Origin of the sequence: Pseudomonas sp. TKO26, assembly GCF_003225665.1 — a bacterium.
Lineage (GTDB): Bacteria > Pseudomonadota > Gammaproteobacteria > Pseudomonadales > Pseudomonadaceae > Aquipseudomonas > Aquipseudomonas saponiphila.
Window position 1 is genome coordinate 1 of sequence record NZ_QKLN01000015.1, and the last position, 12,975, is coordinate 12,975.

Sequence of the window (12,975 nt, forward strand, 5' to 3'; positions counted from 1 at the left end):
CCCCCCAACCCCGCCCCATTTCAGGGCATTTTGCTATCAGACAATTTTTCACTAGACATGTAGCGTCCATTACATAAATATCAATTTCGCCTTTTCATGAAATAAAACCGACATCACCTTCCAAGGCACCCCGATGCCCTCTCTCAAAGACCTGATCACCGACTCGGCCCTCGACCTGACGCCCGCAGAGCGCAAGGTGGTGCGCGCGCTGCTCGACCACTACCCGCGCAACGGCCTGGGGCCGATGTCGCGTCTGGCGGAACACGCAGGCGTCAGTGATCCGACCATAGTGCGGCTGGTGAAGAAGCTCGGTTTCAGCGGCTACGGCGAGTTCCAGGAAGCCCTGCTCAGCGACATGGACGACCGCCTGCGGTCCCCCAGCACCCTGCTCCGCCCCCGGGCGCAAGTGGCCCAGGGCGACACCTGGGGCCGTTACCTGGCGGACAGCCAGCGCGCCCTGCAGGACACCCAGGCCCTGACCCAGCCCGAAGACGTGCGCGTGCTCGTGAACTGGCTGCAAGACAGCCGCCACGCGCTGTACTGCTTCGGCGGACGCTTCAGCAGTTTCCTCGCCCACTACCTGCTCAACCACCTGCGCCTGATGCGTCCCGGCTGCCTGCTGCTGGAAGACAATGCGCAACTGCCGGACCGCCTGTTCGATATCCAGCGCCAGGACCTGGTGCTGCTGTTCGACTACCGCCGCTATCAGTCCCAGGCACTGCGGGTGGCCAGCGCGGCCAAGGCGCGCCATGCCCGGGTGGTGCTGTTCACCGACATTTATGCCTCGCCGCTGCGTGAGCTGGCGGACCTGATCATCAGCGCCCCGGTGGAATCCCTGTCGCCCTTCGACACCCTGGTGCCGGCGCTGGCCCAGGTCGAGGCGCTGATCGCCTGCCTGACCCCGCGCAGCGCCGATCTTGATCAACGCCTGGAGGGCATCGATGCCCTGCGGGCGCAATTCGATACCCATGTGCTGGAGGAGAAATAAGGATGTTCAGCCTGCCCCACCGTTCGCCCCGCGACCTGCCCTTCGTTGTCGATCACACCGCCCTGCTGCTGGTGGACATGCAGCGCGCCTGGCTGGAGCCGCAGTTCGACCCGCACTTGCAGGAGCCCGAGGGCCAAGCCTTCTTGCAGCGCGCCCGGCAACAGGTGATTCCCAACCAGCAACGCCTGCTGGCCGCGGTGCGCGAAGCGCGGCAGAACGTGCTGCACACCCTGATCGAAAGCCTGACCGCCGATGGCCGCGACCGCTCCCTGGACCACAAGCTGTCGAACATGCACCTGCCCAAGGGCAGCCCCCAGGCGGCGATCATCGACGAGCTGGCACCGGTGGAAAACGAGATCGTGCTGCCCAAGACCTCCTCCGGGGTGTTCAACTCCACCAACATCGACTACGTGCTGCGCAACCTGGAAACCCGCCACCTGATCGTCGCCGGGATCGTCACCGACCAATGCGTGGACATGGCGGTGCGCGACGCCGCCGACCGCGGCTACCTGGTGACCCTGGTGGAAGACGCCTGCGCCACCTACAGCGATGCCCGGCACCAGGCCTGCCTCAACGCGATCAAGGGCTACTGCTGGATCAGCGACACCGACACCGTGCTCGGCCGCCTGCGGGAGATCCGCGGATGAGCCGCGGCCAGGGCATCGAGGCCCTGACACCGGTGGCCATGACCAGCCTGGTCACCACCGACCTGATCGGCGTCACCCGCGGCCGCTCGTTCCCCAGCGACGAGCTGGAGCGCTACCGGCTCGGTGGCTGCGGCTGGGTGCCGGCCAACAGCGCCCTGACGCCCCAGGACCTGATCGCCGAGGACAACCCCTGGGGCGCCTACGGCGACCTGCGGCTGATTCCCGACCTGGACAGCCGGGTCAGCGTCGGACCCGGGCCGGATGCCACGGCGGCGCCCCTGGACTTCATCCATGCCGACATTTGCGAGACTGACGGCAGGCCCTGGGCCGCCTGCCCGCGCACCCTGCTGCGCAACGAAATAGAGCGCTACCGCGAGCTGGGCATCCAGGTCACCGCCGCCTTCGAACATGAATTCAACCTCGATACCGGCAGCGGCCAGCGCCAGCACCTGGCCTTCTCCCTGGAAGCCCAGCGCCAGGGCGCGACCTTCGGTGGCTGGCTGCTGGCGGCGCTGCGGGCCGCCGGGGTCGAGCCAGAAATGTTCCTCCCCGAATACGGCAAGCAGCAATACGAGATCACCTGCCGCCCGACCCAGGGCCTGGCCGCCGCCGACCGCGCGGTGAACGTGCGCGAGATCACCCGGGAAATCGCCCGACAGCTCGGGCAGCGGGTCAGCTTCGCCCCCAAGACCGCCGCCGACGCGGTGTGCAACGGCGTGCACCTGCACCTGAGCCTGCAGGACCTGGACGGCCAACCGCTGCTCTACGATCCCCAGGCGGTGAGTGGCGACGACCTGTCGAGCCTGGGTCAGCACTGGGCCGCCGGGGTGCTCAAGCACCTGCCGGCGCTGTGCGCCTTTACCGCGCCGACGCCGCTGTCCTACGAGCGCCTGCAGCCCCATCACTGGAGCGCCTCCTACGCCTGCCTGGGCCTGCGCAACCGCGAAGCCTCGCTGCGCATCTGCCCCACCGTGGACATCGGCGGCAAGCCCCTGGCGCCGCAGTACAACCTGGAATTCCGCGCCCTGGACGCCACCGCCTCGCCACACCTGGCCATGGCGGTGATCCTGATGGCCGGACGCCTGGGCATCGAACAGACACTGCCGCTGAACGCGGTGACCGACAAGGTCCCCGATGAACTGAGCGCCGAACAACGCCTGGCCAGCGGCATCGTGCCTCTGCCGGGCAGCCTGCCCCAGGCCCTGGATTACCTGCGCAGCAACACGGAGTTGCTGCAGGCTCTGCCGGAACCGCTGCTGAGCACCTATTTCGCCGTCAAACAAAAGGAAGTGTCCCTGACCGAGCACCTGACCGCTGCCGAACTCTGTGAGCACTATGGACACCTGTACTAAATCCGCCGAGCACGGTCTCTACACCGAGCCGGCCTACCACCTGCTGCGGGAAGACTCCGAGCATCCGCTGATCCTGGTGTGCGAGCACGCCAGCCACTACATTCCACCGGCCCTGCACGACCTGGGCCTGGACAAGGTGGCGGCTCGCGAGCACATCGCCTGGGACCCGGGCGCCCTGGAACTGGCCCAGAGCCTGTCCCAGGCCCTGGGCGCGACCCTGATCGCGGCCAACTATTCGCGCCTGCTGATCGACCTCAACCGGCCGCGCCACGCCCCCGACAGCATCCCGCTGCAGAGCGAGATCTATCAGGTGCCGGGCAACCAGCACCTCGACGAGGCGACCCGCGAATACCGCCGCCAGCAGCTGTTCACGCCGTTTCACCAGCGTCTGCAACGGATCATCGACCGGCGCCTGGCCGCCGGCCGCGAAGTGCGGGTGGTGGGGATCCACAGCTTCACACCCATCTACTACAGCCAGCCGCGCTCGCTGGAAGTCGGCGTGCTGTATGGCAACGCCACGGCCTACGCCGCGCGAATACTGGAAGGTTTGTGGACCCTGCCGATAAAGGTGGCGGGCAACCAGCCTTATGAAATCGACCCCTTGAGCGACATGACCGTGCCGGTGCACGGGGATGCCCGGGGTCTGGAATCGGTGCTGATCGAGGTGCGCAACGATCTGCTGCGCAGCCCCGAAGCCGTGCAGTGCTGGAGCGACCGCCTGGCACCGCTGCTGTAACCCGCAAAACCAGAGGATTGAACGCGACCCAAACGCTTTGCTGGACTGCAACGACAACAAGAAAACACGCTGTGGTGTGTCTTTAACCCTGCCAGGTTCAAACACAGGCGGCACCCGAGGTGTCCATGACGACCCTCGGTGCCGACTTCGTCCACCTACATTGGCTACAAGGAGAACCGCTTCATGGAGATTGAAGAATTCGGCTACAAACAGGAACTCAAGCGCGGGCTGAGCCTGCGTGACCTGGTGGTCTACGGGATGATTTTCATGATCCCCATCGCCCCGTTCGGGGTCTACGGCTACGTCAACCAGGAAGCCCCGGGCATGGTGCCCCTGGCCTACATCATCGGCATGGTGGCGATGGTCTTCACCGCCCTGAGCTACGGCGCCATGGCCCGCGCCTTCCCCATTGCCGGCTCGGTGTATTCCTACGCCCAGCGCGGCCTGAACCCGCATGTCGGCTTTCTCGCCGGCTGGCTGATGCTCCTGGACTACCTGCTGATCCCGCCGCTGCTCTACGTCTACGCCGCCATGGCGCTCAACCACCTGTACCCGGAAGTGCCCAAGGTCGGTTTCATCCTGGCGTTCCTGGTCAGCGCCACCTTCGTCAACCTGCGGGGCATCACCTTCACCGCGCGGATGAACATCCTGTTCCTGCTGGCGCAGCTGGTGGTCCTGGGAATCTTCCTGTTCTACGCCTGGAACGCCCTGCACGGGGGCGCCGGCCACGGCCAGCTGACCCTGGCGCCGCTGTACAGCCCGGACAACTTCCACTTCGGCCTGCTGATGCAGGGCGTGTCCATCGCCGTACTGTCGTTCCTCGGCTTCGACGCCATCTCGACGCTGGCCGAAGAGGTCAAGGGCGACCCCGGCCGCAGCGTCGGTCGCGCGGCGCTGATCACTCTGCTGGTGATGGGCGCAATCTTCGTGGTGCAGACCTGGATCGCCACCGACCTGGCCGCCGGCATGGGCTTCAAGTCCGCCGACACCGCCTTCTACGAGATCGCAGAACTGGCCGCCGGCAGCTGGCTGGCGACCCTCACCGGGGTGGCCACGGCGCTGGCCTGGGGCGTGGCGGTAGCCATTACCTCGCAGGCCGCGGTGTCGCGCCTGCTGTTCGGCATGGCCCGCGACGGCAAGCTGCCCAAGGTGCTGGCCAAGGTGCACCCGAAACACAACACCCCGCACATCAGCATCTACCTGGTGGCGGTGCTGTCGCTGCTGATCTGCTACTTGTTCATCAACTCGGTGGACACCCTGACCTCGCTGGTCAACTTCGGCGCCCTGAGCGGCTTCATGCTGCTGCACATCACCGTGATCAACTTCTACTGGCGCCGGCAGAAATCCGGCCAGGTGGTGCGCCACCTGATCTGCCCGGTGATCGGCTTCGTGATCGTCTGCGCCATCATGTACAACATGGGCGTGGACGCGCAGAAACTCGGCGCCATCTGGATCCTCGCCGGGCTGGTCTACCTGTTCCTGCTGAACAAGCTGGGCAGCGCCGCGGCCCTGCCCGATCCGCTCAAGCCATGAGCCTCCCCGCGCGGCGCCGGATGGCGTCGCGCCCCCGAGTGCGGCCGCCACAAGCCGCCCCGGGGACCGGCCGCCGGAAACCGCGGCCGTGCAATTGCGTGGTCACCGACAGTGATGTCTGGCCGATGTTCGCCCCCGGCGAACGGCCCTTGATACAGGAGTACACCCATGCTGGCCTTGCGTCCGGTGGCGTTATCCGATCTGCCTCAACTGCTGCGTCTGGCCGGCGCACGCCTGCTGGGCGTGACTTCGCTGGTGGATGACGAAACCTGCCTGCGGGAAAAGATCCTCGACTCCCTGGCGTCCTTCGCCAAGGTCGAGGCCCGCCAGGGGCCGGAAAACTATTTTCTGGTGCTCGAGGACCAGGACAGCGGCCAACTGCACGGCTGCTCGGACATCCTCGCCACCGCCGGCTTTGCCACGCCCTTCTACAGCCTGCGCAACCGCCCCTTCGTCAGCAGCTCGCGAGAGCTGAACATCGAACACGCCGTGCCGACCCTGTCACTGTGCCAGGACCTCAGCGAACAGACCCTGCTGCGCAGCTTCCATGTCGATCCGGCGCTGGCGGGCACGCCCCAGGCGCAACTGACCTCCCGCGCGCGCCTGCTGTTCATCGCCGCGCACCCCTGGCGCTTTGCCGATACTTGCATCAGCGAGATCGTCGGCTACAGCGACGAGGCCGGCCAATCACCCTTCTGGGCGGCGGTGGGCCAGCACTTCTTCGACCTGCCCTATGTCAAGGCCGAACGCCTGTGCGCCTTGCAGGGGCGCGGCTTTCTCGCCGAACTGATGCCCCAGTACCCGCTGTACATCCCGATGCTGCCGCAGCCGGCCCAGGACTGCATCGGACGCATTCATCCGGCGGCCCGGGAGGCCTGCGACATCCTCGTCGACGAAGGCTTCGCGCCCACCCAGTACGTCGACCTGTTCGATGCCGGCCCGACCCTGCAGGCACGCAGCAACCAACTACGCTCGATCATTCAGAGCCGGGTCGCGGTCAGTTACCTGAGCCCGCAGAGCGGCCAGGGCCGCCACTGGCTGCTGAGCAACGACCGGCTGCAGGGCTTTCGCGCGATCGTCGTGCCCCTCGACGAAGCCCCGGGCGACGTGATCGGCCTGGATCAGGCGATGCTCCAGGCCCTGCAATTGACACCGGGCGAGCCGGTGCGGGGAGTGGCGTTATGAGCCGCCCCGGGTTTTACCGCTGCCCCCGGCAGCGCCAGGGAGCGGTGCCATGATCGTCCGTCCGGTGCGCGTCAGCGATCTGCCGGCGCTGCTGAAGCTGCTGCAAGGCAGCCCTCGCGAGTTGAACAACCTCTCCACCGACCCCGAGCGCCTGGCTCATCGGCTGCGCTGGGCCCAGCGCACCTTCGCCAATCAGGTGGAACGGGCCGATGCCGACTACCTGTTCGTGCTGGAGGACGACGATCTGCAAGTGATCGGCGTCTGCGCTGTGAGCGGCGCCATCGGCCTGCGCGAGCCCAGCTACCACTACCGGCTGGGCATCAGCCGCGGCCGCGCCCCGGAACTGGGCATCGACAGAGAGATTCCGACCCTGTTCCTGTGCAACGAGATGACCGGGCAATCCCTGCTCTGCTCGCTGTACCTGCGCCACGACCAGCGCCAGGGCTGCGCCGGGCGCCTGCTGTCCACCGCGCGCCTGCTGTTCGTCGCCGAGTACCCGCAGCTGTTCGGCGACAAACTGGTGGCCGAGCTGCGGGGCCAGCTCGACAGCCAGGGCCGTTCGCCGTTCTGGGACAGCCTGGGGCGGCACTTCTTCAAGATGGACTTCCAGCAGGCCAATCGCCTGTCCAGCCAGGGCAGCAAGTCCTTCATCAGCGAACTCATGCCGCGCCAGCCGCTGTACACCTGCCTGCTCAGCCCCGACGCCCAGGCCGCCATCGGCCAGGCCCACCACAGCACCGAACAGGCGGTGAGCATCCTGCGGGGCGAAGGTTTCAACCATCAGGGCTGCATCGACATCTTCGATGGCGGGCCGCTGATCGAGGCCGAGGTGACGAAGATCCGCAGCGTGCGTGAAAGCCAGACCCTGCCCCTGTTGGTGGGCACTCCGGACGCGCAGGCGCCGGTGTGGCTGATTCACAACCGGCGCCTGGAGAGCTGCCGCATCACCGCCGCTCCCGGGCGCCTGGTATCCGGCTGCCTGCTGGTGGACCGCCTGACCGCCAAGCGCCTGCAACTGCAGCCCGGCGACACAGTCAGAGCAGTGCAAGCGGCAAGCGGCAAGCTTCAAGCTGCAAGCAACAGCTTTTAGCTTGCCGCTTGAAACTTGGAGCTTGGAGCTCGCCGCTTCGCTGCGTAACATGCTGCCCAGCTTCAGGTGCCTCATGCCGCCGTGCATGAGGTGAAACGGGAAACCGGTGCGCCCCTTCGGGGCTAGTCCGGTGCTGCCCCCGCAACGGTAAGCGAGTGCTGCATTCAACAGGCCACTGTACCCAAGGTATGGGAAGGCGAATGCCGCCAGACTCGCAAGCCCGGAGACCGGCCTGGAACTTCTGTTTGGCAATCCTGCGGTGGGCGGGCATGGGCCGGTAAGGTCGCGCGCCCGTGGCCGATACCTTCTCCTGCGTGCTTCCCGAAGACACTTTCGAGAAGACCAAGAATGACAACGATCGAAACCTTCCCTGCATGCGCCTGGCGTGCACCTCGCCGCGGCATGAGCGGCGCCCTGCTCGGCTGCCTGTTCAGCCCCCTGCTGCTGGCGGACGACGCGCCACTGGAACTGCAGCCGCAATCGATTTTTGCCCCTTCGGTGGAGTCCACCACCGTGGCCGAAATGGCCCGCTACGGCAGCAAGCTGGAGATCATCGATCGCCAGCAGATCGAACGCGCCGGCCCCAGCAGCGACATCACCCGGGTCCTGCAGATGTATGTGCCGGGCCTGTACGTAGCACCGAAAAACGGCCCCTTCGACTACGGCACCTATTCCCTGCTGGGGGGGCGCAACGACGACACCCTGATCCTGCTGGACGGGGTGCGCCTGAACAACCGGCTGTACGGCGGCCTGTACCTGGACACCCTGCCGGCCAACGCCATTGAGCGCATCGAGGTGCTCAAGGGCGGCCAGAGCCTGCTGTTCGGCACCCAGGCGGTGTCCGGGGTGATCAACATCGTCACCCGCAGCCCGCAGACCCGCGACGTCTCCGGCGAGGCCAACCTGGGCCTGGACAGCTTCATGGGCACCAGCGGCGATGCCCGCGCCGAACGCATCGTCAGCAACGGCCTGGGCGACCTGGGCCTCTTGGCCTATGTCAGCCACAACCGCTCCGACGGTTACCAGCCGTTTCGCAACAGCGCCTACAACGCCAACACCCGGGACAGGAAACGCAGCTATGAAGTGACCACCTTCGGCGCCAAGGCGATCCAGGGCTTTGCCGACGACTCGCGGCTGGAGCTGTTCTACCAGTACAGCGACGCCAACCTGGATTTCGCCCGCCCGCTGAACAACAAGAAGACCACCAACGAGCGCATCCAGCAGATCGCCACCGCGACCTTCGAACAGCGCCTGAGCGAAGGTTTCAGCTACTTCGTCAAGGGTCATGTCAACGACTGGGACACCCGTTACACCCGCATCAACACCACCGAGGGCGGGGGCAGCAAAGTGATCAACCACAACGACTACTGGGGCTTCACCGACTGGGGCCTGCAGGCCGAGGGCAAGGCCGAACTGGACGGCGGCCACGTGCTGCTGTTCGGCAGCGACAACCAGTGGTTCAAGGGCCAGGACGACGTGCTCAAGATCGACGACAACAGCGCCCAGGCCAATGCCCTCTACGCTCAGTTGCGCCCGGTAGTGGCAGCCCTGCCCGACTGGCACCCGAGCATCGGCGTGCGTCACGAGCAGATCAGCGGCGGCGAAAGCGCCACGGTGGGCATGCTCACCTCGCTGTATGACCTCTCGCCCCACTGGCAACTGCGCGGCCAGTTCGGCAGTGCCTTCAAGCTGCCCAATGCCGAGCAACTGTTCGCCAACGAGGACGATGAACGAGGCAACCGCCACCTCAAGCCGGAAAAGAGCCTGAATGCCGAGCTGGGCCTGGACTACCAGGGCCACCTGCTGGCCGGCGACTTCAACGCCAGCGGCACGCTGTTCCAGCGCAAGATCGACGACCTGATCGCCCTCGACGGCATCGACTGGGTCAATGGCCAGGGACGGATCAAGGTACGTGGCATCGAGATCGACGGGCGCTGGCAGTTCAGCCCGCAGTGGACCCTCTCGGCGGACCTGACCCGCAACCTGGTGGAGTCGCGCAACGGCGTGACCCTGAGCAATATCCCCGGCTTCTTCGCCCGCTCGCGGCTGGGCTTCGAAGCCCCCGACCAGATGTGGGGCGTGGGCGGGGCAATCCGCTACATCGGCCAGATCGACAGCCCGAAAAAGATCGACTACGGCCACTATTCGGTGGTCGACGCCGATGCCTATCGCTACCTCGACGCGGCCCGGCAGCATCGCCTGAGCCTGCTGCTGGAAAACCTCTTCGACCGCGACTACAGCACCAGCATCGCCAGCAACAACCCACGGGTGGATAACCTGGGGCGCCCCTTCACCACCGAGGTGCGCTACACCTACCGCTTCTGAGGACGAGTGCCATGCACAAGGATTATCAACGGGTGCTGTTCGTCGGCCCCGGCCTGAACAGCGGAGCCCTGGGCGAGGCGTTTCGCCGCGAGCTTCATCAACTGCGAGGCAACGACGCCAGCACCCGGGTGATCGACACCCTGGACGGCTTCGACAGCCTCTGGGCCGCCTTCGACGAACCCTTGCCCGAGAACGGCGCGGCGCTGCTGGTGGTGGACCTGGAGCCCAGCTCCGACGGCGCCTACCTGGATTGGCTGCGCGACGAGCTGGGACGCCTGGCCCGCGCCCACCCGCAAGCGCCGCAACCGTGGGTCACCGCCCAGGCCCTGGGCCGCCGCGGGCTGGATGCGGCCCTGGCCTGCGCCAGCATTGGCCAGCGCGAACGCCACCTGCCCTGCGACAAGGTCAACGCGGTGGCCAGCGACCCGGACTGGTCGCGGGTGCCGCCCCATGCCCGCCAGGTGTTCCTGTGCACCGGCCCGCGCTGCGTGCGGCGCGGCGCCCTGGCGCTGTGGAAGACCCTGCGCCGCGAACTGCTGCGCCTGGAGCGCCTGGAAACACCCGGCGGCGTGCTGCTGACCCGCACCGCCTGCCAGTTCCCCTGCAACCTGGGACCGGTGCTCACCGTGCACCCGGACGGCTGCTGGTATCGAGTGCGCGATGACGGCGAAGTGCTGCGCCTGGTGCAGCAGCACCTGGTCCAGGGCGAACCGGTGGCGCAACTGCAGATTCCCACGCCCTATGGAGGGCCGGCGCATGCCTAGCAGACTGCTCGGCCTGCTGCTGTGGCTGGCGGCCCTGCCGGCCCTGGCGCAGCACTATGAAAACTGCGGCCAGCGCTGGGAAATTGCCGGACCGCCACAGCGCATCGTCGCCCTCAACCAGCACAGCGCCGACCTGCTGCTGGCCCTGGGCGCCGGGCCAGCGATGATCGGCGTGGCCTACCTGGACGACGATGCCGGGGCCGATGGGCACTACCATGGTGTACCGGTGATCGCCCGGCAGTATCCCTCGGCGGAAGTCCTCTACAGCCTCAAGCCCGATCTGGTGGTGGGCGGCTTTGCCTCGGCGTTCCCGGAAAACTTCAGCTCCCGACGACACCTGAGCGCCATAGGCGTAGGCAGCTATCTGCTGGAGTCGGCCTGCGCCGGGCACAGCGAAGACTACTTCGGGCATATCCGTCGCGACCTGCTGACCCTGGGCCGGCTGTTGCAGCAGGAGACCCGGGCCGCGCAACTGATCGCCGAGCAACAGGCCGACCTCGACGCGGCAGCTGCCCTGTACCAGGGACGCAACCGGCCTGCGGTGTTCTACCTCGACAGCGAGGTCAACGGCCTGGCCAGCCAGGGTCGCCGCGGTTTTGTCGGCGTGCTGCTGCAGGCCGCCGGAGCGCGCAACAGCATGGCCTCTGTCGATCACCCGCAGCTGCGGGTGAACAGCGAGACGCTGCTGATCAACGACCCGGACGTGCTGCTATTGGCCGATGCCCTGTGGTCACCGGCCTCGCGCAAGCGCCAGTTGCTGGGCAGCGATCCCGTGCTGTCGCGACTGCGGGCGGTGCGCGAGCAGCGCCTGATCGAGATCCCCTTCAGCCAACTGGTGCCGGGCATCGCCAGCGCCCGCAGCGCCCTGGAATTGGCCCGGCGCCTGCACCCCGCCCTGTAGGAGCCGGCTTGCCGGCGAAGCGCGCGCCGCCAATCCCTCGCCACGCCCGAAGCTTTCGCGGGCGAGCCCGCTCCTACAGACCGCACCCGATGTAGGAGCCGGCTTGCCGGCGAAGCGCGCGCCGCCAATCCCGCGCCACGCCCCGAAGCCTTCGCGGGCGAGCCCGCTCCTACGGGAGGCCGGTGTTACAGAGGATTCAACACCTTGCGCGAAGGCAGCTGCGGCGGATGACAGGTGACGTTGTTACGACCGCCACTCTTGGCCACATACAAGGCCTGATCGGCATCGTTGAGCCAGTCCATGGCCTCGTCATGCCCGAGACTGAAGGCCGCCAGACCAATGCTCAGGCTGACCTGCAACGCCGGGTTCTGCTCATGACCCAGGGCCGCAAAGCGCCCACGCAGGGCCTCCATCAGATCCGCGGCATGGGCCAGCGGCACGTCCGGCAGGATCACGCAGAATTCGTCGCCGCCATAACGCCCGGCCTGGTCGCTGGCCCGCAGGTTCTGCCGCAGAAGCTTGCTCAACTGGCGCAGCACCCCATCCCCGGCCACATGGCCGTAGGTGTCGTTGATGGCCTTGAAGTGATCGATGTCGATCAGGGCGATGGCGCCGCCGCGGCCCTGGCGCTTGCAGCGCTGGAACTCGACCTCCAGCTGGTCCTTCCAGGCCCCGTGATTGAGTAGCCCGGTCAGGCTGTCGGTGCGACTGCGGGCCAGCAGCTCGCGCTTGTGCTGCCCCAGGGTGGCTGCCTGGCGGTAGCAGATGTAGCCCAGGGTCATGGGGTACAGGGTCAGCATCGGCAGACAGGCGTACAGCTGCAACGGCGTGGTCTGGGGGATGAACGACGGGCTGAACAGCCACAGGCCCAGGCCAATGCCCAGGGCCTGGGCCAGGCTGCCGGCGAGAAAGAAGCGCACCCCGCCCAGGGCGATGTTGTTCATCGCCATCATCCCCAGGGTGGTGGCCAGCGGCAGCGGATTGAAGTGCATGGCCGCCACCCAGAAACCGCCCGCCAGCGAGTCCACCAGCAAGTTGCGGTGCTCGGCGCGAAACGGCACCCGTGCCCAGCGCGCCCACTGATAGGCCAGGTGCGGCCAGATAAAGGCGTTGCACAGCATCAGCCCCCAGACCCAGGGCGCCGGTTGCAGCGGCCACATCCCGGCAGCCACGCACAGCACGCCCAGGCCCAAGCCGAGAATCCGCGATTTATACAGCCTCCTGGCCAATGACAGTCCCTTTCCTCTGGTGTACTGCGCAGGGGCCAAGTTGCCTCCGTCCAGCGATGGGAAAGATGCCGCGAGCGGTAGCGGGGGGATCGACCGTTGCAAGTCTAGCCACGCGGTTGCAAAACGCCATCAGTGTACACAGCCTGCGCGCTCCGGTCGGGCCCGCCGAGCGGGAATCTGCCCGTCGGCCCCAAGAGGCGCTGCAAGCCAGCGGCCCCATGCATT

The 12,975-nt window shown here is 66.8% G+C and carries 11 protein-coding genes and 1 riboswitch; of the genes, 10 read left to right on the plus strand and 1 reads right to left on the minus strand.

Annotated features, from left to right (window positions below):
- Window positions 1–133 precede the first annotated feature (133 nt).
- From DNK59_RS20045 to DNK59_RS20090, 10 genes are all read left to right on the plus strand, one after another.
- On the plus strand, window positions 134–988 hold the full coding sequence (locus tag DNK59_RS20045; RefSeq protein WP_092315954.1) for a MurR/RpiR family transcriptional regulator: 855 nt from the start codon (window positions 134–136) through the stop codon (window positions 986–988).
- 2 nt (window positions 989–990) lie between these two features.
- Window positions 991–1,635, plus strand: a complete 645-nt coding sequence (locus DNK59_RS20050; RefSeq protein ID WP_110724308.1) for an isochorismatase family cysteine hydrolase — start codon at window positions 991–993, stop codon at window positions 1,633–1,635.
- On the plus strand, window positions 1,632–2,987 hold the full coding sequence (locus DNK59_RS20055; protein ID WP_110724309.1) for a glutamine synthetase family protein: 1,356 nt from the start codon (window positions 1,632–1,634) through the stop codon (window positions 2,985–2,987). Before DNK59_RS20050 ends, DNK59_RS20055 begins: the two co-directional genes overlap by 4 nt.
- A complete protein-coding gene (locus DNK59_RS20060) occupies window positions 2,971–3,723 on the plus strand; it encodes an N-formylglutamate amidohydrolase (protein ID WP_092315960.1) in 753 nt (250 codons plus the stop codon). The genes DNK59_RS20055 and DNK59_RS20060 overlap by 17 nt, the downstream gene beginning before the upstream one ends.
- A gap of 183 nt (window positions 3,724–3,906) precedes the next feature.
- Window positions 3,907–5,256, plus strand: a complete 1,350-nt coding sequence (locus DNK59_RS20065; RefSeq protein ID WP_092315962.1) for an APC family permease — start codon at window positions 3,907–3,909, stop codon at window positions 5,254–5,256.
- 168 nt (window positions 5,257–5,424) lie between these two features.
- Window positions 5,425–6,441, plus strand: coding sequence for an arginine N-succinyltransferase (locus DNK59_RS20070; protein WP_110724310.1), 1,017 nt, complete (start codon window positions 5,425–5,427; stop codon window positions 6,439–6,441).
- A gap of 49 nt (window positions 6,442–6,490) precedes the next feature.
- A complete protein-coding gene (locus tag DNK59_RS20075) occupies window positions 6,491–7,531 on the plus strand; it encodes an arginine N-succinyltransferase (protein ID WP_110724311.1) in 1,041 nt (346 codons plus the stop codon).
- A gap of 47 nt (window positions 7,532–7,578) precedes the next feature.
- Window positions 7,579–7,782, plus strand: a riboswitch (cobalamin riboswitch).
- A 151-nt stretch (window positions 7,783–7,933) separates the two neighbouring features.
- Window positions 7,934–9,856: a TonB-dependent siderophore receptor gene (locus DNK59_RS20080; protein ID WP_110724312.1), complete on the plus strand. Its 1,923-nt coding sequence runs from the start codon at window positions 7,934–7,936 to the stop codon at window positions 9,854–9,856.
- Between the two features lie 11 nt (window positions 9,857–9,867).
- Window positions 9,868–10,620 carry a ferredoxin gene (locus DNK59_RS20085; protein ID WP_110724313.1) on the plus strand — a complete coding sequence of 251 codons (753 nt, stop codon included), beginning with the start codon at window positions 9,868–9,870 and terminating at the stop codon, window positions 10,618–10,620.
- Entirely contained in the window at window positions 10,613–11,521 is a 909-nt protein-coding gene (locus DNK59_RS20090) for an ABC transporter substrate-binding protein (protein ID WP_110724314.1), read from the plus strand. Before DNK59_RS20085 ends, DNK59_RS20090 begins: the two co-directional genes overlap by 8 nt.
- 185 nt (window positions 11,522–11,706) lie before the next feature.
- Here DNK59_RS20090 and DNK59_RS20095 read toward each other — a convergent pair whose 3' ends face one another.
- Complete coding sequence (locus DNK59_RS20095) at window positions 11,707–12,789, minus strand: diguanylate cyclase (RefSeq protein ID WP_110724315.1); 1,083 nt, start codon at window positions 12,787–12,789, stop codon at window positions 11,707–11,709.
- Window positions 12,790–12,975 lie beyond the last annotated feature (186 nt).